The organism is Streptomyces sp. 12E (assembly GCF_055633275.1).
Map to the genome: position 1 here is coordinate 661133 of NZ_JBVNCJ010000001.1, position 24140 is coordinate 685272.

Consider the following 24140-nt stretch of genomic DNA (forward strand, 5'->3'; position numbering starts at 1 on the left):
CCCCATCGGTCCAAGACATGGTCCGGCTCGTTTCGATAGGGAAACCCTATGCTGGGTGCATGCAGTTCCAGCAGCTCCAGTACTTCGTGGCCGTCGCCGAGACCCGGCACTTCACCCGGGCCGCGGAGCTGGTCCACGTCGCGCAGCCGTCGCTGTCCCAGCAGATCAAGGCGCTGGAGCGGGAGCTGGGGGCGGATCTGTTCCGGCGGGCGCGCGGCAACATCACGCTGACCGACGCGGGCGAGGCGCTGCTGCCGCTGGCCCGGCGGATCCTCGCCGACACGGACACCGCCCGGCACGAGGTGCAGGAGGTGGCGCAGCTGCGCAGCGGGCGGGTGCGGCTGGGCGCGACGCCGAGCCTGTGCACCGGACTGCTGCCGGACGTGCTGCGCGCCTTCCACGACCGCTACCCGGGCGTCCGGCTGCTGATCGAGGAGGGCGGCTCGCACGACCTGGTGCGGGAGCTGGCCCGCGGCGCCCTCGACCTCGCCCTGGTGGTCCTGCCGCTGCCGACGCCCTCCCCCGCGCTCACCACGGTGGAACTGCTGCGCGAGGACCTGGTGGTCGTCTCCTCCCCGGACGCCCCGCGGCCGGGACGGGGCCGGCGCACCGTGCGCGTCGCCGACCTGGAGGGCGAACGCCTGGTGATGTTCCGGCACGGCTACGACCTGCGCGAGCTGACCGTGGCGGCGTGCCGGGCGGAGGGCTTCGAGCCCGGATTCGCGGTGGAGGGGGGCGAGATGGACGCGGTGCTGGGCTTCGTACGGGCGGGGCTGGGGGTGGCGGTGGTGCCGCGGATGGTGGCCGCGCGGTCGGGGCACGGGCTGCGGGTGACTCCGCTGGCGCGGCCGGGGCTGTACCGGACCATCGCGCTGGCCCACCGCAGTGACGTGGCTCCGCCTCGGGCCGCGCGGGAGCTGCAGCGGATGCTGCTGGAACGCTGAGGCGGGTGGGCGCGGGGGTTTCCTCGCCCCCGCCGCCCCTTCCCGTCCCCGGGCCCCCCCTTCGCGCCCACGCGGCGGAGCCGCGTGCCGGTACGGCCGCGCGTCCCTTCAGGGGACCGGGGTGCCCTGGTGGTAGTACATGCGCCAGCCCGTCCGGTCGTCGTGCTTGCGCCACAGGGAGCTGCGGCGGGCTCGGTGGCCGCCGCAGCGGGTCTCGTACGTGAGGTGCACCAGGCCGGGTGCGAGGAGGACGCCGGTGATCTCCGACGGTTCGTACACCGGGCCGCCCGCCGAGCCGCCCGGGTGGTCGTGCAGCTCGGCGAGCATCTCCTCGTACGTGTAGCGCCGGCCCGAGGCGCCCACCTCGGTGAACTCCGGGTCCAGCAGGCGCACCACCTCGGCACGCGAGGAGCGCACGGCCGGTTCCATGAGCCGCAGCTCCCCCTCGATCGCCGCCCTCACCGCGTCCCTGTCCCGGTCCGTCCCCACCTGGTCCCTCTCCGTCCGTGAGAGCCGCCCCTCGGGCGGCTAGCCCGTCGCGTCGACGAGGGCCAGCTCGTGCAGGCGGTCGGGCGGGCCCGGGCGGGCGTAGTACCAGCCCTGGGCCGTGTCGCAGCCGAGGATGCGGAGCTGCTCGGCCTGGGCTCCCGTCTCCACGCCCTCCACCGTCACCGCCAGGTCGAGGCTGTGGGCCAGGGAGACGATCCCCTCGACGATCTTCAAATCGACGGGGTCGGCCGGGAACCGCTGCATGCTCTGGGTGAAGGAGCGGTCCAGCTTCAGGACGCTCACCGGGAGCCGGCGCAGGTTGGCCAGGTTGGAGTAGCCGGTGCCGAAGTCGTCCAGCGCGATGTCGACGCCCATCTCCGCCAGCCGCCGCAGCGGCTTCAGCAGATCGTCGTCCGCGCCGATCAGCGCCGACTCCGTCACCTCCAGGCACAGGGCGTCCGGCTCCACACCCGTGCGCTCCAGGATCTCCACCGTGTCCTGGACCAGCCCGGGATGCGCGAGCTGGCAGGGCGACAGGTTCACGTTGATGCGCAGCGGCCCGAGCGCCTCGCCGCCGTGCCGGTCCCGCCACTCACGGGCCTGCCGCACCGACTGCTCCAGCACCCAGCGGCCCAGCGGGACGATCAGTCCCGTGTGCTCGGCGAGCGGGATGAACCGGTCCGGGGACAGCACCCCGTGCTGCGGGTGCAGCCAGCGCACCAGCGCCTCCGCGCCCCGGACGCTGCCGTCGCCGAGGTGCACCAGCGGCTGGTACTCGATGAAGAACTCCCCCCGGTCCAGGGCCGTCGGCAGCGCCGTGGTGAGCCCGTGCCGGGTGATGGCGCGGGCGTCGGCCTCCGGGTCGGCGAGCTCGAACCGGTTGCCGCCCGCCGACTTGGCCCGGTACATGGTGATGTCGGCGCTGCGCAGCACCTCCGCCGCGCTGCGTTCCCCGGCGGGTCCCTCGACGATGCCGATGCTGCCGCGCACGGTCAGCTCCCGGCCGTCCACGCTGATCGGTGCGAGCAGCGCGTTCATGATGCGCGCGGCCAGCTCGTCGACGGTGCGCTCGGTGTCGGGGCCGGTGGTCAGCGCCACGAACTCGTCGCCGCCGAGCCGGGCCACCATCTCGCCGGACGCGGTGGCGCAGGCCTGCAGCCGGTCGGCGACCTCGACGAGCAGCCGGTCGCCGGCCGCGTGCCCGAGGCTGTCGTTGACGGTCTTGAAGCCGTCCAGGTCGAGGTAGCACAGTCCGAACCGCTGGCCCTCGCCGGCGCCCAGCGCCTTCTCCAGCCGCTCGAAGAAGAACGTCCGGTTGGGCAGCCCGGTGAGCGCGTCGTGGGTGGCCTCGTAGCGCAGCCGGAGGTTGAGCAGCCGCCGCTCGGTGGTGTCCTCCATGAGGGCGAGCTGGTACTGCGGGTCGCCGTCGGCGTCGCGCAGCAGGGACACCGTCAGATTGGTCCACAGGACCGTTCCGTCAGGGCGGTAGAACGCCTTCTCGAGGTGGTAGTGCTCGCGCTCGCCGCTCACCAGCTCCTCGTAGAGCCGCCAGGTCTGCGGGGCGTCGTCGGGGTGGACCCACTCCTTGACGTTGCGGACGCGCAGGCCCTGCTCGGACAGGCCGAACATGCGCCGCAGCGCGCCGTTGACCTGGAGGACGTTGCCCTCCAGGTCGGCGATGCCGATCCCTATGGCCGCGCCCTCGAACACCGCCCGGAACCGGGCCTCGGTGGCGTGCAGCGCCTGCGCCACCACGCCCTGGGCCTCCAGCGCGGCCTGCGCGACGGCCTCCTGCTCGGCCAGCGTCCGCTCGCGCAGCGCCTGCGCGAACCCGGCGGCCATGGCGTGCTGGAGCCTGCCGGAGCGTGCCCGCAGGTCCTCCCGGTCGCCGTCCCCGCCGCAGTACAGGACGAGATAGGCGTCCACGCAGTCCAGGGTCCGGCTGAGCGCCTCCGGGTCGGTGCAGTGGGCCTCCACCAGCGCGGCGCCGGCCGTCCGGCCCGCGTCCGGGTCGAACGACCGGGCCCGCAGCGCCTCGCTCAGCAGCCGGGCCAGCGGCAGCAGCCGCTCCTCGAACTCCGGGCGGGTCGCCGACGTCGAGGTCACCGGGAAGACCGCCCGGCTCCAGATCGTCGCGAACCGGCGCAGTCTGTCCTCCGGCCCGTCCGGCTCCGCGCTCACGCCGTACGCCCCACGCCCGCGAAACCGGAGAACGCGTAGGGATCCTCGTCCTCCGGTGCGGTGTCCGGCCGCCACTGCGGCATCGGCACCAGTCCGGGTTCCACCATGTCGTACCCCTCGAAGAACCGCGCGATCTCGTCGCGCGTGCGCATGATCAGCGGGTTGCGAATGTCCTGATACACGTCCACCGCCCCCTCGGCCCGCTCCGCCGGCAGCGGGATTCCCTCGTACGAGGCGTGGGTGAGCACGAGCATGCTGCCGGGCGCGAGGGCCCGGCGCAGTTCGGCCACCGCCGCGTACGGGTCGTCCGCGTCTTCCACGAAGTGCAGTATGGCAACGAGGAGCAGCGCCACCGGCCGATTCAGGTCGATCATCCGCAGCACTTCGGGGCTGTCGAGGATCTCCCGCGGCTTGCGGAGGTCCGCGGCGACGACGCCCGCGCCCTCGTTGCCCTCCAGAATGGCCTGGCTGTGCGCCACGGCCACCGGGTCGTGGTCGACGTACACCACCCGTGCGTCCGCTGCGGCGGCCTGCGCCACCTCGTGGACGTTGCCGAACGTCGGGATGCCGGAACCGATGTCCAGGAACTGGGTGATGCCCTCACCGGCCGCGAAACGCACCGCCCGCCGCATGAAGGCACGGTTCGCCTGCATGATCTTGGGCAGGCCCGGCATGAACTCCATGGCCCTGCGGGCCGCTTCCCGGTCGACCTCGAAGTTGTGCGAACCGCCCAGGTAGTAGTCGTACATCCGGGAGACGCTGGGCACCGATATGTCGATGCTCCGCGGGGCCCAGGCGGGACGCTCCATGTATCTCTCCAGGCGTAGGCGATCCGGTGTTCGAGCAGAGGCTACTGATCGCCCGCCAAAGGGGCGAGCCCAAACGGAAATTGACCGTCCGTTCCCGGTCACTGCCAGGGGCACGTGCCTATTCGACATCCCCCGGGAAAGCGTGACGACATGTGTCCACGGCATTCCGGAGAGTTCCGACACGCCGAGAAGTACGCGGAGAAGGGTGCCGATAATTCCACGGGTGCCGGTGAATCACGGCAAAACGGTCCGCCCCTCCGCGACGTGCGGAGGGGCGGACACGGGGTCGGCGGCGTCCGGAGTGGACGACACCCCGGAAAGGTCGTTACTTCTCCGGCGCGCCGACCGGCTTTCCGTCGGGCCGCACGGCGTACCAGGTGCCGCCGACGCCCTGACCGCTGGTGTCGCCGGGGGCCTTGTCACCGGCGAAGGTGTAGAGGGGCCAGCAGTTGATCGTCTGCTGCTCGGCGCCGTCCGGGCGGGTGAAGGTCATGTAGCCCTTCTCCTGGATGCCCTTGGTGTCGTCGAAGTCGACCGGCGACACCACCGGCCACTTCTCCAGGCAGGCGCCGGTGCAGGCCGAGACGGGTTTCGGCCAGGCCTCGTCCTTCATGAAGCGGTAGACGGTCATGCCGTTCCCGTCGACGACGATCTCGCCCAGCTTCGGGTCCTCACGGGTGGACAGCCCGGGCCGGTCGGCCGCCTGCGCCTTCTTGCCCTCGGGGTTCAGCGCGTACCACTTGCCGCCCAGGCCCTGGCCCTTGACGTCACCGGCGTTGACGTCCTTGACGTAGCGGTAGGCCGGCCAGCCGGCGACGGTGAGCTGCTTGGTGCCGTCGGCCCGGGCGACCTCCCCGAGCAGCGACTCGTCGATCCCCTCGCCGGCCGTGGCGTCGTCGGCGGGCACCGGCGGCCAGGTCTCGGCGCAGTCGTCCTCGCAGTTGGAGGCGGGCGGCTCGGCGGTGTCCTGGTCGAAGCGGTACAGGGTCAGACCGAGGCTGTCGGTCACCACCTTGCCGAGCTCGGCGTCGGTGGAGACGTTCAGCTCGCCCGCCGTGTCGGAGGGGTTCGCCGGCGCCTGTGCGCCGCCGCCTCCCGCCTGGCCCGCGCCGATGCTGCCGACGTCCCCGGCCCCGGCCGTGGCGCCGACGTTCTGGCTGGAGGCGGGCGGCGGGCTCTCCTGCCCGCACGCCGTGGTCAGGGCCAGCACCGCCGCGGCGCTCGCCACCAGTGAGGCGGTCCGCCAGGAGGTCTTCATCGTCAACTCCACATCATCGCAAGGGTCGTGCAGCGCCCTGCTGTGCCGCCGCTCGACGATGGGTACGCACGGAGGCACGGGTCGTGTTCAACGGTGGCCCGGATTTCTTTCGTTAACTCCTTCGGGGCAATCCCCGGGATCCCGGGCGTGGCCCGGCGGCACACGACTCATGATCTCCGTCGTGCAAGCACTCGTACCGACCCAATCCCACGCCACCGCGCGCGCGTTGGCCGTGGCGACGCTGATCTGGACGATCGTCGGCGCACCCGGCACGGCCGCGGCCGACGCCTGCGCGTACGCCTCGACGGGGCCGGGCGGCACGGAGGCGGTGGCGGTCGCGGGACACGTCACCTGGACCGACCCCCCGTTCTGCTCACCGCCGCCGTCCCCCACACCGACACCGACACCGACGCCCACACCGACGCCCACACCGACACCCACACCGACACCACCCCCGCCCGAGCCCCCGCCGACCGCACCGCCACCGCCGCCGAAGCCCCGTCCGACCCCGCCCCCCGAACCGCCGCCCCCGCCGGCCGCCCGTCCGGCACCGCCCGTCGCCCGTCCGACGCCGGCTCCCGCCCCGGCGCGCCCGCGCCCCTCACCACCGCCCTCACCGGCCCCGACGCCGTCGGCCACGCCGAAGCCGCGGCCGTCCGTGACGCCCGTGCACTACCCGCGCTACCGCACGGCCCCGGCCCGGCGGCGCTCCGGCGGCGCCACGTCACCGCTCACCTTCGTCCTGCTCATCACGACGCCCGCCGTCGTCGCCGTCGCCGCGCTGCGTCCGCGCTGAGGCCCGGACCCGCCCGACCCTTTCTGGAGGCACCTCTTGCCGGAATGGCTTGTTCTCACCCTCGCGATGCTCGCCGCCTGTGTCGTCGTGGTGGTCATCACCCTCGTACGGCACCGCAGGGCGGCCGATGACGAGGACCCCAGCGAGACCCCGGACGTCATCGAGTACATGACGATGTGGATCGGCGTGGTGTACGCCATCGTCCTGGGTCTCGCCATCGCCGGCGTCTGGGAGGGACGCAGCGCCGCCCAGGAGCACGTACGGGCGGAGGCGGTGGCACTGCACGAGATCTCGGAGCGGGTCCGGGTCTACCCCACCGAGGTGCGTGACCGCATCCGGGACGATGTCAACGCCTATGTCGGACACGTCGTCACCACCGAGTGGCGGACCATGGCCGACGACGGACGGGTCACCGGACGCGGTGCCGAACTCCTCGACCGCGTCCGCCGGGACGTCACCGACTACCAGCCGCGGACGGACTTCGAGGCGCAGGCCTACCAGCCGCTCGTGGACCAGGTGGCCGCCGCCGACCAGGCGCGCAGCGCACGGGCCGAGTCGACCGGGGAGACCATGCCGGGCGTGGTGTGGTTCGGGCTGATCTCCGGGGCCGTCATCACCATCGGGATGATCTTCGCGCTGCAGATCCGGCGCACCACCCGGGAAATGGTCCTCGCCGGGCTGTTCTCGGCTCTGATCGCCTTCCTGCTCTTCCTCATCTGGGACTTCGACGCCCCCTACAGCCGGGGCCTCGCCGCGTCGGCGGACCCGTTCCTGCGGCTCTTCCCGCACATCGAGGGCTGACACCGCCCGCGGGGAGCGGAGCCCCGGATCCCGCGGGATCCGGGGCGAGCGGCGTGGCGAACTCGTGCGAAACGGCGGACCGGGGGAACAGCGGTTCAGATCCGCTTCTCGGCGCGGCGGCGCGTCCAGAAGACCCCGCTGCCGACGACCGCGGCGGCCACCAGGGCCCCGCCGATGGCCACGTCCGTCGGGGTCGCCCCGCTGGTGCTGCTGCCGCCGATGCCGCCGCGGACACCGCCGATGACGGTGAAGGCGGCCGGCCGGGTCAGGCTCCGGCCGGAGCAGTGGACCGTGATGTCGTAAGGACCGGGACGGGCGTCGTCGTCGATGGTGGCGGTGCCCCTCGAGGTGTCGTTGGCGCCGCTGATGGGCGTCAGATTCGTCCGGGGGAAGGCGTTGGAGGTCGCCGTGCCGCCGTTGGGGCAGCCGTCGACCGTGATGGTCAACTGGCCGCCGCGGGCGATGACGCCGGGCAGGGCGACGATGTTGGACGGGTTGGGCACCCGGCCGGAGTCCGCGACGGCCGCCGGGGCGGCGACCCCGAGGACGGCGACCGCGGCACCGGCGACCGCCAGGGCACGTGAATTGCGCATGTGATCCTCCGCGGAAGACGCCCCGGGTCCCGTTCCCGGTCGATCGGCGAGAAAGCGCCTCCCGGAAAGACCCTCAGTTGCCCTGCGCACGACCGCATTTCGGGAATGGTCCGTACCGGTGAGACGAACCCCGCGCGGAAAACCCCGAGAGGGGATATCGCCGCAGGTCACGGACCGTCAGAAAATCTTCGTCCGGTACCGCCCCGGATGGCGCACCCGGCCGCGCCGGGGCCACCCGTTCGCCGCCGACCCGTCGCCGGTTGCGCATGCGGCGTTTAGCGTTTTCGTCATGCGCGAGTGGTACGGCGACGGCCGTGTCGAGAGGGGAAGGCGAATGTCTGCTTTCGAGCCGACCGAAGCCGAATGGGAGGTGCGGCGGAAAAGGCGCGCCCCGTGGGGAGTGATAGCACTGGTCCTGCTCACCGGCCTCGCGCTCATCCGGAACGGCTCGGGAGAGTTCGACGAGGGCCCGCCGCAGCCGGCCGCCGCGGCCGCAGCCGGCAGCCGGCCGCCCGGCGGCATCACGGCCGACGCGGTGCGACCGCTGCCCTACGCGGTCCCGGACCGGGTCGTGATCCCGGCGATCCAGGTGGACGCGCCCGTCGTTCCGGTGGGCCTGGACGCGGAGGGCTGGGTGGACGCGCCGCCGCCCCAGGACCCGAATCTGGCGGGCTGGTTCACCGGCGCCGTCTCACCGGGCGAGAAGGGCACGGCGGTCGTCGTCGGCCATGTCGACAACGCGCAGGGACCGGCCGTGTTCTACGGGCTCGGGGCGCTGCAGAAGGGAAACCGCGTCGAGATCACCCGCGAGGACGGGAGGACCGTCGTGTTCGAGATCTACGGCGTCGAGGTCTTCGCGAAGGACGACTTCCCCGGCGACCGGGTCTACGCCTCCAAGGGGACCGCGGAACTGCGGGTCATCACCTGCGGCGGCGGTTTCTCCCCGCAGAGCGGCTACGACGGGAACGTGGTCGTCTTCGCCCGCCTGGCCGAGGTCCGCTGAGCGGTTCCGCGGCCGGGCGGGACCGGCTCAGACGTACTGCCGGCGGGGCACGGTGAGGTGGTACCCGGAGTCCAGCAGTCCGGGCAGATAGGTGCGCAGGGCCCGTACGCTCTGCGAGCGGTCGCCCCCGGCGTCGTGCGAGAGCACCACGACGCCGGGGGCGGCGCCGTCCGCCACCCTCTCGACGATGGTGCGGGTGCCGGGCTCGGTCCAGTCGAGGGTGTCCACCGTCCAGGCCAGCGGTTCCATGCCCAGTTCGGCGCCGAGCTGGAAGGCGGCGCGGTTCCAGGCGCCGTAGGGTGCGCGGAACCATGCGGGGCGCTCGCCGCAGGCCTTCTCGACGATGTCGCTGGTGCGTTCCATCTCGGAGCGGATCCGGGCCCGCCGCAGCCGGGTGAGCAGGGGGTGGGTCCAGGTGTGGTTGCCGACCACGTGTCCCTCGTCGGCCATCCTGGCCAGCAGGTCCTGGTGGTGGGCCGCCATCTCCCCGCACACGAAGAACATCGCCCGCACCTCGTACCGGGCCAGGGTGTCGAGGATGTGCGGGGTGTAGCGGGGGTCGGGTCCGTCGTCGAAGCTCAGCACCATGGTGCGGCCGTGTCCGGGCACGCGCAGCAGCGGTTCGCGCCGCACCGGCGTCCTGCCGTGCGAAGTGTGCGGCGGGCCGTAGCCGGTCAGGGGCCTCAGACGGTACTCGGAGGGCCTGAGCGGGCGGCGGGCCGCCCGGGCGCCGGCAGCTGGCGCGGGCGCGGTCCGCTTTCCGGTGCCCGGCACGAACGCCGCGGCCACACCGGCGGCGCCCAGGGAGACGGCGCCGGCGAGCAGCGCCCGGCGCCGGGTCAGCAAATGATCCTTCTGCATGTCTCATCAGTCGCCCGGCAAGGGCCCGACGCACCTCGACGACACCGGTGTGGCGGCACGACTTCACCCGGCCGGCGCAGTGCGGACGACGGGCCTCGACGGACGTGCCGGGGGCCGGGGCGCCGGACTCCGACAGCCTCGCTGCCGTGGCGGAAGAGCGGTCCCGTCGGTTCGAACGGGGCACGGACGGCCCGGAGGCGATCGTGACCGGCCGTCAGCCGTGTGCGGATCGCGAGGAGGTGAGGCGCGCGGCCGGGCTCCGGGCGGGCGAGGGGATCCCCCGCCGCGCCCCGGCCCGCACGTGCGGGCGCGCGGCGGTCCGCCCCGGGTGCTCCTGCCGGCGTTCAAAGCCGGCGCGCCGTCAGCGGGACCGCAGGGAACGGAGGAAGTCCAGCAGGATCTTGTTCAGCTCCTCGGGCCGCTCCAGGTTGGGGTAGTGCGCGGTCCCGTCGATGATCACGGAACGGCCGTCGCGGACGGTGCCGGCGAGCCGTTCCGCCTCGGCGATCAGGTCGGGGGCGTCGAGGGCGCCGTTGACGGCGAGCACCGGGACGTCGATCCCGGGGACGCGGGCCCAGGGGTCGGTCACGGGCACGTGGTGGTCCTCCTCGTTCGGGGTGTGCTTGGCGAGGGTGTTCAGGGCCGCCTCGCGCAGCCGGCCCAGGATGTCCGGGTCGATGTCCGCGGCGGTGCGGTGCTCGCCGGGCACGTAGCGCAGGAACGCGGTGAGCCAGCCCTCCACGTCGCCCGCGCCCAGGGCCGCGGCCTGCTCGGCGAGCACCTGGCGGACCCAGGGGTCGGTGTACTGGAAGTCGCTGGTGGCCGCACCGCACACCACCACCGCGCGCACCAGTTCCGGGTACTCCAGCACGGTGTCGGTGGCGATGGCGCCGCCCATCGACACACCGACGAGCACGGCCGGACCGGCGTCCAGGTGGCGCAGCAGCCCGGCGAGGTCGTCCGCCCAGCGGAACGGCCCGGTGGCGTTGGCCGAGGCGCCGTGGCCGCGGACGTCCGGTGCGATCACCCGGTACTCGGCGGCCAGGGCCGGGATCTGGGCGTCGAAGACCCGGTGGTCGGCGAAGCCGGAGTGCAGCAGGACCACCGGGTCGCCGGTTCCGGTGTCGAGGTAGGCGAGATCGCCGTCGGCGGAGGGGAAGAAGCGCAGATCCGAAGGAGCAGTCATGACAACCAAGGTGTCATATCGACTCCCGCTTGACAACCGGGGTGTCATGATGGCGGGATGAAGGACATGGACGCCCCCCTCCCCCCGGACGAGCTCGGCCGTCGCCTCACCGAGGTGTACGACCTGGTCGGCCCCCTCTACCGGCGCGCCCAGCGCAGCGTGGAGCAGGGCCTGACCGCCGACGGTCTGTCCGTGGGCGTACGCGCCGTGCTGACGCTGCTGCACCGCAACGGGCCGATGACCGTGCCGCAGATGGGCAGGGCGCAGGCGCTCAGCCGGCAGTTCGTGCAGCGCATGGTGAACGACGCCGCGGCCCAGGACCTGGTGGAGGCCGTCCCGAACCCCGCCCACCGGCGGTCGTCGCTCATCCGTCCGACCGCGAAGGGCTCCGCGGCGATCTCCGCCGTCCTGGAGCGTGAACACCTGCTCCTGCGGGAGGTCGGCGGCGGCCTCACGGACGCCGACGTGACGGCCTGTCTGCGGGTGCTGGGCGGACTGCTGACGGCGCTCGACCACGTCGACCTCGGCTGACGGTCCTCACTCCCCCATCACGAGCCCGTCCTGTGCGGCGCCCCGGCTCAGCACCACGTCCCGGATCCGGTCGCGCACCGACCGCACCTCGGCGCCCCGGGCGAGCGCCCGGTTGAGGTTGACGACCCGGCCGGCGTCCACGTCGAAGAACTGCGGGACGAACTCGGCCCGGGCCACCTCCCAGCGCCCGCCGGGACGCTCCGGCGGGGCGAAGGTGAAGCGGCCCAGGGTGGACTGGTGGCCGCGCGGGTCCCGGACACCCTCGCGGCCGGTCGTCCCGTCGGCGATCTGGTCGCCCATGCCGTAGACCACCCAGGTGCCGTTGACCTTCTCGTAGGCCTGCGGGACATGGGCGTGGGCGCCGAGGAGCAGGTCGACGTCGGGGCGGCCCCCGGTGGTCGAGGCGGTGAGTGAGCGGGCGAGGGCGGTCTGCCGCTCGTCGGGGGCCTCCTGCCCTTCGACGCCCCAGCGCAGCGAGACCACGACGACATCGGCCCCTGCCTCCCGGGCGGCCCGTGCGTCGTCGACGATCCGCGCCTCGTCGACGAGGTTGACGGCCCAGGGCTCGTCCGGCGGCAGCGGAAGGCCGTCGGGGGCGTGGGTGTAGGCGAGGTGGGCGACCCGCGCCGGGCCCGCGCGCAGCACGGTCACCGTGCGGGCCTCCCGCTCGGTGCGCGCCGAGCCGGTGTGGCGCACGCCGGCCCGGTCGAGGGCGTCCAGGGTGCGGCGGATGCCCTCGGCGCCGTCGTCCAGGGAGTGGCCGGAGGCGGTGGAGCAGCTGTCGTAGCCGGTGGCGGCGAGACCGCGGGCCACCTCGTGCAGGGAGGCGAAGAGGGGGTGGCCGGTGTGGTCACCGCCCGTGCCGTACGCGGTCCCCATATGGCACAGCGCCACATCGGCGGAGTCGACGACGGAGCGGACACCGGAGAGCATCGGCCGGAAGTCGTACCCGGTGCCGCCCGCGTCGTAGTGGGCGCGTTCGATGATCGAGCCGTGGGTCGTCACGTCCCCCGAGGCGACCAGGGTGAAGCCGCGGGGCCCGGCGGCGGAAGGGGCCGGACGCCCCGGTTCGGGCGGCCGGTGGTCACGGGCCTGGCAAGCGGCGCCCGCGGCGAGGACGACGGTCAGGACCAGGGCCACCTGCCGGCTTCGCGTGATCATCATTGCACCTCGCTGTAGTCACATTTATGGATGGACAGATAAAAATCCTCATTGCTCCCGAGGCCGTTCCGACACGCCCTTCAGGCCGTCCGGCATGCGCGAACGGCCGTCACGACCGTTCGTCGAACCGTTCGTCGACGCGATCGACCGTCCGCCGCACGCCCCTGTGCGCGCCCTGTCCCCGCGTCGCGCCGTGCGCTGCCATACGGCCATGACGGCCGGAACCACACTCATGAACGGGACGACCGCCGAGCACGAGCTCGCCGCACTGCAGCGCGAGCACGGCCGGCCCCTCTTCGCGCTGCTGCTCCGGCTCTGCGACGGGGACCGGCAGCGTGCGGAGGATCTGGTCCAGGAGACCCTGGTGCGCGCCTGGCAGCACCCCGAGGCCCTGCGCGCCGAGAACTTCGATTCCGTGCGCCCCTGGCTGCTCACCGTGGGGCGGCGGCTCGCCATCGACGCGCGACGGGCCCGGCAGGCCCGGCCGGCCGAGGTCGGGGACGCCGTGCTGGAGAACGCCCGGGTGATCTCCGACCACGCCGAGCGGGCCGCGGCCGCGCTCGACGTCCGCGAGGCTGTGAAGACACTCACTCCGGAGCACCGTGAAGTCCTGGTGCTCGTGTACTTCCAGGGGGCGAGTGTGGCGGAAGCCGCGACGGCCCTCGGGATCCCACCCGGTACCGTGAAGTCCCGCGCGTACTACGCGCTGCGCGCCTTGCGCCGGGTGCTCCCCGGGTACGCCTCCGACGTGCGGTGAAACCGGCCGTCGAGTCAAACCTCCGTAAAGCGCCTTGCCGACCACCCCGGTTGGGTAATCGGCTGTCCTCATCCGTGTTCCGGACCGGGGGCCCGGGGTCGGGCGACGCGCACGCACCGGAGGAAGGCAGGAAGGGATGCTGCACAGAGGTCGAGAGAGCACGGACGGCACCGGCGACGGTGAACTGACCGTCCCCATGGCCTGGTTGTACGCCGAGTACATCGCCGACGAACTGCTGCGCAGCGGCGATCTGATGCCGCCGACGTCCTTCGAGTTCCGCGCGGGACGGGACGCGCTGGCGCTGACCGTGTTCCTGTCCGACACCGACGGCGAGCTGTCCGGCATCCGGGTGGTCACCCAGCTGGAGACCTGGCTGTCGCTGACCGCGTACGACCAGCCGTGGCAGGAGTGGGTGCAGGGGCGCCTGCGGGACCTGTCCGCGGCCGCCCGGAACGTGCCGGACCCGGACCTGGAGCTGGCCCGGGAGGCCTGGCGCTGGCTGCGGGAGACGGAGCTGCTGGCGCCCGATCTGAACGCGGTGCCCGGCGGCGGTGCGGTGACCGGTGAGGACGAGGGACCCAAGGTGTGGACGCCGGCGTGGCAGCTCGGACTGCCGCTCGGTCACCTCGCCATCCATCTTTTTTAGCCTCCTCGTCGATCCGGCCGATCCACGGGCCGGTCGGCTCCGAATCCCTTGGTCACGATTCGGCACGTCGCTTGAGTGATTCGGCCGCCTGGTGCGTACCGGTGGGAGCAAGGAGTAACCCCACCCGCACCCAACGGCACGAGGATTCGGCATGAGGTCCCTGGAGAGGCATCGCGACGTCGGCGCCTACGCGCTCGGCGTGCTGGACGAGGCGGACGCGTTCCGTTTCGAGGACCACCTCGTGGAATGCCCCCGGTGCGCTGTCCAGGTGACGGAATTCGGCCCCGCGGCACGCCAGTTGATGCTGTACCGGAGTTCCACCCCGCGGCTGGTGCACCCGCTGGCCGAGCCCGGCCCGAGGATGCTGGGCCGGCTGCTGTCGCAGGTGGCGGCCCGCAACCGCGCGGGGCGTCGCCGGCTGCTGCTGGCGCTGGCCGCCTCGGTGGTGCTCGCGGTGTCCGCGCCGGCGGTCGCGCTCATGGCGCGGGCCGACGGCGGGGGCGCCGTGCGCATCGCGGCGACCGACGAGCGGTCCGGGGTGTGGGCGCAGGTGACCACGGAGGACGAGGCCTGGGGCAGCGCCATGGAGATCGAGGTCAAGGACGGTGCCGGCCCTCGCGTCTGCCGTCTGGTGGTGATCGGCCGGGACGGCTCCGAGGAGACGGTGACCAGCTGGAGCGTGCCCCGTCTCGACGCCCGCCCCCACACGGTCCTCGGCGGCTCCGCCATGCGCCCCGAGGACATCGCCCGCTACGAGGTGCGCACGGCGAGGGACGAGAACCTGGTGACGCTGAAGCCCCGGTGAGGGGTCACGGACGGCGCGGCCGTGCCGCTCCGGCGCCGCCCCGGGCCCGGCCGGCTCCCGGGACGGCGCGCCCTCCCCACGGTGCGGCCCCCTCGCGCGCTCAGGCCGGCTCGAGGCCCTTCGCCACCACGAACTCGCTCCACACGCACTTGCCGCCACCGCGCGCCTCCACGCCCCATACGTCCGTGAGCGTCTCGATCAGGAGCAGGCCCCGCCCGGAGACACCCGACTCGCCCGCCTCCCGGCGGCGCGGCAGGGCGCTGGAGGAGTCCTCGACCTCCACCCGCACGCGCCGCTCGCTGCCGGTGAGGACCCGGAGGGTGACGACCGCGGAGCCCTCGGTGTGCATCAGCACGTTGGTGATCATCTCGTCGGCGACCAGCTCGATCTCGTCGGCCCGGTCCCCCGCGTCCCAGGCGCCCACCGCCGTGCGGATCACGCGCCGGGTCTCGGCGAGCGCCTCCGGATCGCCGGGCGTCACCCGCTGCTTGAGCCGGCCGCCGGGCCGCGCCCTGTCCAGGGCGCGGCGGCGCAGCAGGAGCAGCGCCGCGTCGTCGCCGCCGCCGCGTTCCTCGGCCACGTCGATGAGCCGGTCGGCGAGGTCGCGCACGTCGTCGGGGCCGACGGCGATCAGCGCCGAGAGGGTCTCCATGCCGTCGTCGAGGTCGGCGCCGGGCTGCTCGATCAGGCCGTCGGTGCACAGCAGCAGGGTGTCGCCGGGGTCGAGCTCCATCGTGCCGACCGGGTAGTCGAGCCGCCCGAACTCCGCGGACAGGCCGAGCGGCAGCCCGCCGGGGACGGGAACGCGTCGGCAGGAGCCGTCGGTGCGGCGCACCAGCGGGTCGAGGTGGCCGGCCCGGACCACCTGGAGCACGCCGGTGGCCAGGTCGGCCTCGGCGTAGAGGCAGGTCGCGAAGCGGTCGGTGTCGAGCTCGTCCAGGAAGACGGAGGCACGGGCCACCACGGTGGCCGGCGGGTGGCCCTCGGCCGCGTAGGCGCGCAGCACGATGCGCAGCTGGCCCATGACGGCGGCGGCGTGCGTGTCGTGCCCCTGGACGTCGCCGATGACGGCGCCCACCCGGCCTCCCGGCAGCGGGATCAGGTCGTACCAGTCGCCGCCGATGTCGCGGCCGAGGGAGCCGCCGATGGTGGCGGCGCGGTAGCGCACGGCGAGGTCCGCGCCGGGCACGCTGGGGATGGTGCGCGGCAGCATGGCCTGCTGCAGCCCCTGGGCGAGGTCCCTCTCCTGCTCGTAGAACATCGCGCGCTGCATGCTCTGGGAGATGCTGCTGCCCAGGGCGACGAGGATGTTGCGCTCCTCCGCGGAGAAACCGTGCCGGTCGCTGTAGAGCAGCCCCATCGCGCCGATGGGACGGGCCTGGACGATCAGCGGCAGATAGGCCGCCGAGGTGATGTCCAGGCCGGTGAGTCCCCGCCACAGCTGCGGATAGCGCTCGGCGAAATCCTCCGGTGAATCGATGAAGCACGGGCTGAGGGTGCGCACCGCCTCGCTCATCGGGTACGGCTCGTCGATCCCGGTGACCTCGGTGCCCGGTATGAGGCTGCCCTCGGGTCCCTCCGCGATGATCCGGATCCTGCCCGCCTCGAGCAGACCGATCACGAGGCTGGTCGCACCCAGATGGGTGAGGCCGTGGGTGTCCTTGAGGACGTCGATGACGTCCTGCACGGTGCGCGCGTGGGCGAGGGCGGCGGTGGTGAGCTGGACGACGTTGGTCTGCCGGCGGCGGTCGTCCTCCTGGGCGGCCTGCTCGCGCCTGGCCTCGCTGTCGCCGAGCTCCTGGGTGGCGTCCCGGACGATGCCGATGATGCGGCGGGGCCGGCCGCTCTCGTCCCGGCGGATGTAGCCCTGGGTGTGGGTCCAGCGCAGGGAGCCGTCGCGGCGGCGGACGCGGAAGTAGGCGCCGTAGTTCTCGCTGCCGTCCTTCAGCGCCTGCGACACGACGGTGTCCAGGCGCAGGGCCTCGCCGGACGGGACCCGGCTCCCCAGGGACTCGGGCCTGTCGTCGTATTCGTCGGGGCGCACGTCGAAGATCTCGTGCGCCTGGGCGTCCATCTGCATCACCCCGGCGTCCAGGTCCCAGTCGAAACCGCCCATGCGGTTGAGCGCCAGGATCGGGTCCGGGTGGTCCGGCCAGTCGTCCGGGAGAGACAGGGGGCTCGCTCCCCGATCAGCCATGGGCCCACCTTGCCAGGATTCACGCGATTCTTCGACCGCTGGGCGCCTTACGCCCGCGGGTCGCGCGGTCCGCCCGGTGGTATACGGGGAGTCGCACGGGTCCCGGCGGGACGAGGCGGAGGGAGCACGGCCGTGGAGTGGTTCACCGCATCCGAGTACTGGACGGGCCGGCTGGTCTTCCAGCGGGCGCTGGCCGGGCTGTATCTGGTCGCGTTCCTGACGGCGGCGCTGCAGTTCCGCGCGCTGATCGGGGAGCGCGGCATGCTGCCGGTACCGCGTTTCGTGGAGCGGGTGCCGCTGCGGAGGTCGCCGAGCCTGTTCCACTGGCACTACTCGGACCGGTTCTTCGCGGTGTGCGCCTGGGCGGGCTGCGCGGTGTCGGCGGCGCTGCTGGCGGGGCTGGACTCGCTGCTTCCGCTGTGGGGCGGGATGCTGTTGTGGCTGGTGCCGTGGGCGCTGTACCTGTCGGTCGTCAACGTGGGACAGGCCTGGTACGCGTTCGGCTGGGAGTCGCTGCTCCTCGAGGTCGGGTTCCTGGCCGTCTTCCTCGGCAACGACGAGGTGGCGCCGCCCGTCGTCGTGCTGTTCCTGCTGCGGTGGGTCCTGTTCCGGGTGGAGTTCGGCGCGGGCCTGATCAAGATGCGCGGCGACGAGTGCTGGCGGAAACTGACCTGCCTGGACCATCACCACGAGACCCAGCCGATGCCGGGGCCGCTGAGCTGGTTCTTCCACCGTCTGCCGAAGCCGCTGCACCGGATCGAGGTGGCCGCCAACCACGTCACCCAGCTCGTCGTGCCGTTCCTGCTGTTCGCCCCGCAGCCGGTCGCCTCGGCGGCCGCCTCACTGATGATCGTCACCCAGCTGTGGCTGGTGCTGTCCGGCAACTTCGCGTGGCTGAACTGGATCACGATCGTGCTGGCCCTGCCGGCGGTCGCGTTCCCCTCCGATCCGCCGGCGGTGCCCGACGCGCCGCTGTGGTACGTGGTGGTCGTCCTCGCGGTGTCCGCGCTGCTGCTCGGCCTCGGTCACCGGCCGGTCCGCAACATGCTCTCCCGCCGCCAGGTGATGAACCGGTCCTTCGACCCGCTGCACCTGGTCAACACCTACGGGGCGTTCGGCAGCGTCAGCCGGATCCGGTACGAGGTGGTCGTGGAGGGGACGGCGGACGAGGTGCCCCGGAAGGACTCCGGCTGGCGGGAGTACGAGTTCAAGGGCAAGCCGGGTGATCCGCGGCGCTGGCCGCGGCAGTTCGCGCCGTACCACCTGCGGCTCGACTGGCTGATGTGGTTCGCCGCGCTGTCCCCCGCGTACGCGAGTCCGTGGTTCGGCGCGCTGGTGGAACGGCTGCTGGAGGGCGACCGGGACACGCTGAGGCTGCTGCGCCGCTCCCCGTTCCCCGCGGACGCGCCGCCCCGGCACATCCGCGCCCGTCTCTTCCGCTACCGCTACACGACGTGGCGGGAGCTGCGGGAGACGGGCGCGTGCTGGGAGCGGACGTACGTGCGGGAGTTCCTGCCGCCGACCCGGCTGGCAGGGGCGTCTCAGAGGCCGTAGACGCGGGTGGCGGTGGTCTCGAAGAGCCGACGGCGTTCGGTGGCGCCGAGGCCGCCGGTCAGCGCCCGCGCGGTGGCGAGGACGTCGCCGTACGAGGCCGCGAGGGTGCACACCGGCCAGTCCGAGCCGAACATCAGCCGGCCGGGGCCGAAGGCGTCCAGCACGACGTCGGCGTACGGGCGCAGGTCGTCGGTCGTCCAGGAGGCCCGGTCGGCCTCGGTGACCAGGCCGGAGAGCTTGCACACCGTGTTGGGCAGCGCGGCCAGGGCCCGGACGTCGGACGCCCAGGGTTCGAGCGCGCCCGAGGCGACGGGCGGCTTGCCCAGGTGGTCCAGGACGAAGGTGAGCCGGGGCAGCGACGCGGCCGCCGCCACGCAGGCCGGCAGTTGGCGCGGCAGGACGACCAGGTCGTAGACCAGACCCGCGTCGGCGACGGCGGCGAGTCCGCGCCGTACGTCCGGGCGCAGCAGCCACTCGGGGTCGGGCTCGCCCTGGACCTGGTGGCGGATGCCCTTCAGATACCGTCCGCCGGGCAGTTCCCGCAGCCGGGCCAGCTCGTCGGCGATGTCGGGGCGGGTGAGGTCGGTCCAGCCGACGACCCCGGCGACCGGCTCGTGCGCCTCGGCGAGCGCCAGCAGCTCGGGGGTCTCCTCGGGGACCGTGACGGTCTGCACCAGGACGGTACGGCCGACACCGGCCGACCTCGCCTCGGGCGCGAGGTCGGCCAGGGTGAAGTTCCGCCGCAGCGGGCGGAGTCCGGGTCCGGTGATCCAGTCCTGGTCGCGGACGGACAGGTCCCAGACGTGGTGGTGCGCGTCGACGGTCACGGCAGCTCCCCCTCGGACGGCAGCAGGCCGTCGGCGCGCAGTTCCCGCCAGAGGGCGGGGGGCACCGGGGCCGTGAACCGGTCGGCGCAGTCGTGGACCTCGGCGGCCGAGCGGGTGCCGACCAGCACGCTCGCGACCGCCGGATGGGCGGCGCAGTAGGCCAGGGCCGCGGCACGCAGGGTGGTGCCGTGCCGCTCGGCGGCCTCCTTCAGCCGCAGGGCGCGGTCCAGCAGCCCGGCGGGCGCCCGGGTGTAGTCGTACGTCGCTCCCGGCCTCGGGTCCGCGAGCAGGCCGGAGTTGAAGGCGCCGCCGATGACGACGGAGGTGCCGTGTTCCAGGGCCGCGGGCAGCAGGTCGGTCAGGGCGCTGTGGTCGAGCAGGGTGTGGCGGCCGGCGCACAGGACGACGTCGACGTCGGTGTCGCGGACGAAGCGGGTGAGCATCGCGGTCTGGTTCATGCCGGCGCCGATCGCTCCGACGACGCCCTCCGCGCGGAGCCCCTCCAGGGCCGGGTAGCCCTCGCGGAAGGCCTGTTCGGCGTGGTCGTCGGGGTCGTGGAGGTAGACGACGTCGACGCGGTCCAGGCCGAGGCGTTCCAGGCTCGCCTCCAGGGTGCGGCGTACGCCGTCGGCGCTGAAGTCCCAGACGCGGCGGTGGGTGGCGGGGACGGCGAAGCCGTGGGCGAGGTCGTCGCCGCCGGCGTCGGAGGGTTCGAGGCGTCGGCCCACCTTGGTGGAGACCGTGAACGCGTCGCGCGGGTACCCGCGCAGGGCCGCGCCGAGGCGGCGTTCGGCCAGGCCGATGCCGTAGTGCGGGGCGGTGTCGAAGTAACGGACACCCCGCTGCCAGGCGGCCCGTACCGCCTCGTGCGCCGCCTCCTCGCCCACCTCGTTGTACAGGTTGCCGATTCCGGCGGAGCCGAAGGCCAGGGCGGTGACCTCGACGCGGCTGCGGCCGAGCCGGCGGCGGTTCACCGGGCCTCCGGCCGCGGCCGCAGTCCCTGCATGCCGCCGTCGACCGCGAGGGCCGTGCCGGTGGTGGCGCCGGACAGCGGACTCGCCAGGTAGGCGATGGCGCCGGCGACCTCGGCGGCCGAGACCAGACGGCCGGTGGGCTGGCGGGCTTCCAGGGCGGCGCGTTCGGCGGCCGGGTCGTCGGCCGCGTCCAGCAGCCTGCCGATCCAGGGGGTGTCGACGGTGCCCGGGTTGACGCAGTTGACGCGGATGCCCTCGCGGACGTGGTCGGCGGCCATGGCGAGGGTGAGGGAGTACACGGCGCCCTTGGTGGCGCTGTACAGGGCCCGCTGGGGCAGGCCCGCGGTGGCGGCGATGGAGCAGGTGTTGACGATCGCCGCGTGCCCGGAGGCGCGCAGGTGCGGCAGGCAGGCGCGGGCGGTGCGGACCATGCCGAGGACGTTGACGTCGAAGACGCGGTGCCACTCCTCGTCGGAGTTGGTCTCCACGGTGCCCCGGGCGCCGATGCCGGCGTTGTTGACCAGTACGTCGAGGCGGCCCAGGCCGTCGACGGCGGCGGCCACCGCCGCACGCACCGAGGCGTCGTCGGTGACGTCGGCGCGGTGTCCGGTGAGGGGTCCGTCGACCGTCGACGGGTCGAGGTCCAGCACGGCCACGGTGGCGCCGCGCTCCGCCAGGAGGTCCGCCGCGGCCCGGCCGATGCCGGATGCGCCGCCGGTCACCAGGGCCGTCAGGCCTTCGAAGTCCCTCATGCGATCCGCTCCTCGTCCTTCTGCGTGTACGGGTCGGCGGCCCAGAAGTCGCCGTCGGGATAGGTGTAGCGCGCCAGGGACTCCGGGCGCACGGCGGCGGAGAACCCCGGTGCGAGGGGCGCCGTGTAGTGGCCGTCGCGGATCACCACCGGGTCGAGGAAGTGGTCGTGCAGATGGTCGACGTACTCGATGACCCGGTCCTCGGTGGTGCCGGTCAGGGCCACGTAGTCGAACATCGACAGGTGCTGGACGAGTTCGCACAGGCCGACCCCGCCGGCGTGCGGGCACACCGGGACGCCGTACTTGGCGGCGAGCAGCAGGACGGCGAGGTTCTCGGGGACGCCGCCGACCCGGGCGGCGTCGATCTGGACGATGTCGAGGGCGCCGGCCTGGAGGAGCTGCTTGAAGACGATCCTGTTCTGCGCGTGCTCGCCGGTGGCGACCTTCACCGGGGCGACGGCGCGGCGGACTGCCGCGTGGCCGAGGATGTCGTCGGGGCTGGTGGGCTCCTCGATCCAGTACGGGTCGAACTCCGCGAGGGCCTTGGTCCAGCGGATCGCCTCGTCCACGTCCCAGCGCTGGTTGGCGTCGACCGCGATGCGCACGTCCGGTCCGACGGCCGCGCGGGCGGCCCGGCAGCGTCTCAGGTCGTCGTCGAGGTCGGCGCCGACCTTGAGCTTGATCTGACGGAAACCGTCGGCGACCGCCCGCACGGCGAGCCGGGTGAGTTTCTCGTCGTCGTAGCCGAGCCAGCCGGGCGAGGTGGTGTAGGCGGGGTAGCCGCGCTCCAGCAGCAGGGCGGTGCGTTCCTCGGCGCCCTCCCGGCCGCGGCGCAGGAGGGTGAGGGCCTCCTCGGGGGTGAGGGCGTCGGTGAGGTAGCGGAAGTCGATCTGTCGGACCAGCCACGCGGGGTCGGCCTCGGCGAGCAGGCGCCACAGCGGCTTGCCCGCGCGTTTGGCGGCCAGGTCCCAGAGGGCGTTGACGACGGCCCCGATCGCCATGTGCATCACGCCCTTCTCGGGGCCGAGCCAGCGCAGCTGGCTGTCGCCGGTCAGGTCGCGGTTCAGGACGGAGGGGTCGGCGCAGAGCTCGTCGGCGGACCGGCCGACGAGATGGCCGCGGAGCGCTTCGATCGCGGCGACCTGGACGTCGTTGCCCCGCCCGATGGTGAACGCGAATCCGTGCCCCTCGTGTCCGTCCGCGGCGTCGGTGCGCAGCACGACGTAGGCCGCCGAGTAGTCGGGGTCGGGATTCATCGCGTCGGAGCCGTCGAGTTCACGCGAGGTGGGGAACCGGACGTCGTAGGTGTCGACGGCGGTGATGCGGGCGGGTCGCGGGGGCACGGAGGACCTTTCGGTGGGCGACGGGGACGGTAGGACGTCAGTCCGGGGCACGGCCGCATACTTATCAGACCACTTGGCGATCACAACAGCCCTCGCGTGGAAATCCTGCGACTTTTGGCCCGTAGTGGTCTGACCAATCCCGTCGTTAGACTCGGCGGACCGGGTGAGCGGAGGAGCGGCGTGGAGGAGACGGCCCCGCAGAAGGGCACGGTGACGCAGCGCGCCATCGAGCGGATCACGGCGATGATCCGGGAGGGCGAACTGGAGCCCGGCGAGCGGCTGCCCACCGAGCGGGAACTCGCCGCCCGGCTGGGCATCTCCCGCAGTTCGATGCGGGAGGCGATCCGCGCGCTCACGGTGCTGGGCGTGGTCGAGGCACGGCACGGCTCGGGCATCTACGTCACCCGGCTGGAGGCCGGGGACCTGCTGGAGACGTTCGGCGTGGTGGCCGATCTGTCCCGGGGTCCGCGCCTGGTCGAGCTGCTGGAGGTGCGCCGCGTCCTGGAGTCGACGGCGACCGCGCTGGCCGCCGCGCGGATCACCCCGGAACGGCTGGCCGAGGTCGAGAAGCACCTGGCGGCGATGAACGCCACCGACGATCCGGAGGAGATCCTCGCCCACGACCTGGCCTTCCACCGCGAGATCGCGGCGGCGGCGGAGAACGAGACGATGGCCGCGATCCTGGAGGGCCTGTCCTCGCGCACCTTCCGGGCCCGGGTCTGGCGCGGCTACCAGGAGGAGGGCGCCTTCGCCCGCACCCGGCGCGAACACGCCGCGATCCACCGCGCCCTGGCCGCCCGCGACCCGGAGGCGGCGCGGGCGGCGGCCGCCGCGCACGTGGGCGCGGTGGAGGAGTGGCTGCGCGGCCGGCTGGAGGACTGAGCCGGCCGGGAGCGCGCCGGCCCGCGACGCCGTCAGCCGGAAGGGGCGCAGGCGTACGGTGATCCGGTCGCCGTCGACCGGGGCGCAAGGGGCCTCGTGGAAGCGGCCGGCGACGCCACCGCCGCCCTCGCCGCCCCCGGTGAGCCGCCGCTCGGCCGGATCGGTCCGCCGGCCCCCGCGCACCGCGTCGCCGGGAAGCCGAGGCCGAGGACCGCCTCCACGGTCGGCCCGGGCATCGGGCACGACCCGGCACGCCGCCCCCGTCCGGGCCGGGCCGCCGTTCAGCGGGCGGCGCCGTGCCCGTCCGGGGCGCCGGCCCGCGCCTGGGCCTCGATGCGGCGCTTGGCGTCGTCCCAGTCGACCGGCAGCGCGTCGACGGGCACTTCCCAGAAGGTGAACGTGGAGTCCCGCATCGTCTCGCGCAGGCCGGTCATGATGCTCTTGTGCGGTTCGGTCCGGGCGTAGGCGTGGAGCGCCTCCCGGCTCTCCCACGCGGACAGCGTGTGGAAGACCTTGCCGAACGGCCGGGCCTCCAGGGAGGCGCCGAGGGCGCCGGGCGCCTTGCGGACCTGACCCCAGGCGGAGAGGGACTTCAGGAAGAAGCGCGGGACGTCCTTCAGCGACCGCACCTCGAAGCGGGAGGCCATGACGAAGGCGTGGGTGGTGTCAGGACCCGCCGGATGCGGCGTGACCCAGGGAAGGGTGGGCACGGTAGGCTCGCCTCCATAGTTGGATAGTGATGCTATCCAGATTAGACAGTGCCACTACCCAATTTCCAGAGGAAGAGCGG

Annotated in this window: 24 protein-coding genes; 10 read left to right on the forward strand and 14 right to left on the reverse strand. The window is 73.3% G+C overall.

The window, feature by feature from the left end; all coding sequences use genetic code 11:
• Positions 1 to 59: 59 nt before the first annotated feature.
• The gene (locus tag ACZ8ZB_RS03055; protein WP_470736172.1) at positions 60 to 944 is read left to right on the forward strand and encodes a LysR family transcriptional regulator; all 885 of its coding nucleotides are present in this window, start codon (positions 60 to 62) and stop codon (positions 942 to 944) included.
• A 108-nt stretch (positions 945 to 1052) separates the two neighbouring features.
• On the opposite strand, the gene ACZ8ZB_RS03060 is transcribed toward ACZ8ZB_RS03055, so the two are convergent.
• From ACZ8ZB_RS03060 to ACZ8ZB_RS03075, 4 genes are all read right to left on the reverse strand, one after another.
• Positions 1053 to 1373, reverse strand: a complete 321-nt coding sequence (locus tag ACZ8ZB_RS03060) for a nuclear transport factor 2 family protein (protein WP_470741408.1) — start codon at positions 1371 to 1373, stop codon at positions 1053 to 1055.
• 99 nt (positions 1374 to 1472) lie between these two features.
• On the reverse strand, positions 1473 to 3614 hold the full coding sequence (locus tag ACZ8ZB_RS03065; RefSeq protein WP_470736173.1) for a putative bifunctional diguanylate cyclase/phosphodiesterase: 2142 nt from the start codon (positions 3612 to 3614) through the stop codon (positions 1473 to 1475).
• Positions 3611 to 4423, reverse strand: coding sequence for an SAM-dependent methyltransferase (locus tag ACZ8ZB_RS03070; RefSeq protein WP_470736174.1), 813 nt, complete (start codon positions 4421 to 4423; stop codon positions 3611 to 3613). Before ACZ8ZB_RS03070 ends, ACZ8ZB_RS03065 begins: the two co-directional genes overlap by 4 nt.
• Before the next feature lie 325 nt (positions 4424 to 4748).
• The gene (locus ACZ8ZB_RS03075) at positions 4749 to 5681 is read right to left on the reverse strand and encodes an SCO0930 family lipoprotein (RefSeq protein ID WP_470736175.1); all 933 of its coding nucleotides are present in this window, start codon (positions 5679 to 5681) and stop codon (positions 4749 to 4751) included.
• 667 nt (positions 5682 to 6348) lie between these two features.
• Between ACZ8ZB_RS03075 and ACZ8ZB_RS03080 the strand changes: the two genes are divergently transcribed.
• Together ACZ8ZB_RS03080 and ACZ8ZB_RS03085 are read left to right on the forward strand one after the other, a co-directional pair.
• Complete coding sequence (locus ACZ8ZB_RS03080) at positions 6349 to 6477, forward strand: hypothetical protein (RefSeq protein WP_470736176.1); 129 nt, start codon at positions 6349 to 6351, stop codon at positions 6475 to 6477.
• Between the two features lie 36 nt (positions 6478 to 6513).
• Entirely contained in the window at positions 6514 to 7278 is a 765-nt protein-coding gene (locus tag ACZ8ZB_RS03085) for a bestrophin-like domain (RefSeq protein ID WP_470736177.1), read from the forward strand.
• Positions 7279 to 7373: 95 nt separating this feature from the next.
• Here the strand turns inward: ACZ8ZB_RS03085 and ACZ8ZB_RS03090 are convergent, their stop codons facing one another.
• Positions 7374 to 7871, reverse strand: a complete 498-nt coding sequence (locus tag ACZ8ZB_RS03090) for a hypothetical protein (RefSeq protein WP_470736178.1) — start codon at positions 7869 to 7871, stop codon at positions 7374 to 7376.
• 334 nt (positions 7872 to 8205) lie between these two features.
• On the opposite strand from ACZ8ZB_RS03090, the gene ACZ8ZB_RS03095 reads away from it, so the two are divergent.
• A complete protein-coding gene (locus ACZ8ZB_RS03095) occupies positions 8206 to 8874 on the forward strand; it encodes a class F sortase (RefSeq protein WP_470741409.1) in 669 nt (222 codons plus the stop codon).
• Between the two features lie 27 nt (positions 8875 to 8901).
• Here ACZ8ZB_RS03095 and ACZ8ZB_RS03100 read toward each other — a convergent pair whose 3' ends face one another.
• Both ACZ8ZB_RS03100 and ACZ8ZB_RS03105 read right to left on the reverse strand, forming a co-directional pair.
• Positions 8902 to 9735 (reverse strand): polysaccharide deacetylase family protein, encoded by an 834-nt coding sequence (locus ACZ8ZB_RS03100; protein ID WP_470736179.1) that lies wholly within the window; start codon positions 9733 to 9735, stop codon positions 8902 to 8904.
• Positions 9736 to 10096: 361 nt separating this feature from the next.
• Positions 10097 to 10921: an alpha/beta fold hydrolase gene (locus ACZ8ZB_RS03105; RefSeq protein ID WP_470736180.1), complete on the reverse strand. Its 825-nt coding sequence runs from the start codon at positions 10919 to 10921 to the stop codon at positions 10097 to 10099.
• A gap of 57 nt (positions 10922 to 10978) precedes the next feature.
• Here ACZ8ZB_RS03105 and ACZ8ZB_RS03110 point away from each other — a divergent pair, with 57 nt between their 5' ends.
• Entirely contained in the window at positions 10979 to 11452 is a 474-nt protein-coding gene (locus tag ACZ8ZB_RS03110) for a MarR family winged helix-turn-helix transcriptional regulator (protein WP_470736181.1), read from the forward strand.
• A 6-nt stretch (positions 11453 to 11458) separates the two neighbouring features.
• On the opposite strand, the gene ACZ8ZB_RS03115 is transcribed toward ACZ8ZB_RS03110, so the two are convergent.
• Positions 11459 to 12613, reverse strand: a complete 1155-nt coding sequence (locus ACZ8ZB_RS03115; RefSeq protein ID WP_470736182.1) for a CapA family protein — start codon at positions 12611 to 12613, stop codon at positions 11459 to 11461.
• Between the two features lie 211 nt (positions 12614 to 12824).
• On the opposite strand from ACZ8ZB_RS03115, the gene ACZ8ZB_RS03120 reads away from it, so the two are divergent.
• The 3 genes from ACZ8ZB_RS03120 (at position 12825) to ACZ8ZB_RS03130 (ending at position 14821) form a co-directional block, all read left to right on the forward strand.
• A complete protein-coding gene (locus ACZ8ZB_RS03120) occupies positions 12825 to 13370 on the forward strand; it encodes a sigma-70 family RNA polymerase sigma factor (RefSeq protein WP_381226779.1) in 546 nt (181 codons plus the stop codon).
• Between the two features lie 136 nt (positions 13371 to 13506).
• Positions 13507 to 14016, forward strand: a complete 510-nt coding sequence (locus ACZ8ZB_RS03125; RefSeq protein ID WP_470736183.1) for a hypothetical protein — start codon at positions 13507 to 13509, stop codon at positions 14014 to 14016.
• A gap of 151 nt (positions 14017 to 14167) precedes the next feature.
• Positions 14168 to 14821: a zf-HC2 domain-containing protein gene (locus tag ACZ8ZB_RS03130; protein ID WP_470736184.1), complete on the forward strand. Its 654-nt coding sequence runs from the start codon at positions 14168 to 14170 to the stop codon at positions 14819 to 14821.
• A gap of 100 nt (positions 14822 to 14921) precedes the next feature.
• Here ACZ8ZB_RS03130 and ACZ8ZB_RS03135 read toward each other — a convergent pair whose 3' ends face one another.
• Positions 14922 to 17018: a SpoIIE family protein phosphatase gene (locus ACZ8ZB_RS03135; RefSeq protein ID WP_470736185.1), complete on the reverse strand. Its 2097-nt coding sequence runs from the start codon at positions 17016 to 17018 to the stop codon at positions 14922 to 14924.
• A 132-nt stretch (positions 17019 to 17150) separates the two neighbouring features.
• Here ACZ8ZB_RS03135 and ACZ8ZB_RS03140 point away from each other — a divergent pair, with 132 nt between their 5' ends.
• Entirely contained in the window at positions 17151 to 18572 is a 1422-nt protein-coding gene (locus tag ACZ8ZB_RS03140; protein WP_470736186.1) for a lipase maturation factor family protein, read from the forward strand.
• Here ACZ8ZB_RS03140 and ACZ8ZB_RS03145 read toward each other — a convergent pair.
• From ACZ8ZB_RS03145 to ACZ8ZB_RS03160, 4 genes are read right to left on the reverse strand one after another with little or no spacing between them, the layout of a single operon-like run.
• Positions 18560 to 19399, reverse strand: coding sequence for an amidohydrolase family protein (locus tag ACZ8ZB_RS03145; protein ID WP_470736187.1), 840 nt, complete (start codon positions 19397 to 19399; stop codon positions 18560 to 18562). The two genes, ACZ8ZB_RS03140 and ACZ8ZB_RS03145, sit on opposite strands and share 13 nt — an antisense overlap.
• Positions 19396 to 20373 carry an aldo/keto reductase gene (locus ACZ8ZB_RS03150; protein WP_470736188.1) on the reverse strand — a complete coding sequence of 326 codons (978 nt, stop codon included), beginning with the start codon at positions 20371 to 20373 and terminating at the stop codon, positions 19396 to 19398. The genes ACZ8ZB_RS03145 and ACZ8ZB_RS03150 overlap by 4 nt, the downstream gene beginning before the upstream one ends.
• Entirely contained in the window at positions 20370 to 21125 is a 756-nt protein-coding gene (locus ACZ8ZB_RS03155; RefSeq protein WP_470736189.1) for an SDR family NAD(P)-dependent oxidoreductase, read from the reverse strand. Before ACZ8ZB_RS03155 ends, ACZ8ZB_RS03150 begins: the two co-directional genes overlap by 4 nt.
• Positions 21122 to 22468 carry an enolase C-terminal domain-like protein gene (locus ACZ8ZB_RS03160; RefSeq protein WP_470736190.1) on the reverse strand — a complete coding sequence of 449 codons (1347 nt, stop codon included), beginning with the start codon at positions 22466 to 22468 and terminating at the stop codon, positions 21122 to 21124. Before ACZ8ZB_RS03160 ends, ACZ8ZB_RS03155 begins: the two co-directional genes overlap by 4 nt.
• Positions 22469 to 22648: 180 nt before the next feature.
• Between ACZ8ZB_RS03160 and ACZ8ZB_RS03165 the strand changes: the two genes are divergently transcribed.
• A complete protein-coding gene (locus tag ACZ8ZB_RS03165; RefSeq protein WP_470736191.1) occupies positions 22649 to 23350 on the forward strand; it encodes a FadR/GntR family transcriptional regulator in 702 nt (233 codons plus the stop codon).
• A 281-nt stretch (positions 23351 to 23631) separates the two neighbouring features.
• On the opposite strand, the gene ACZ8ZB_RS03170 is transcribed toward ACZ8ZB_RS03165, so the two are convergent.
• Positions 23632 to 24060, reverse strand: coding sequence for a DUF3291 domain-containing protein (locus ACZ8ZB_RS03170; RefSeq protein WP_470736192.1), 429 nt, complete (start codon positions 24058 to 24060; stop codon positions 23632 to 23634).
• Between the last annotated feature and the right edge of the window lie 80 nt (positions 24061 to 24140).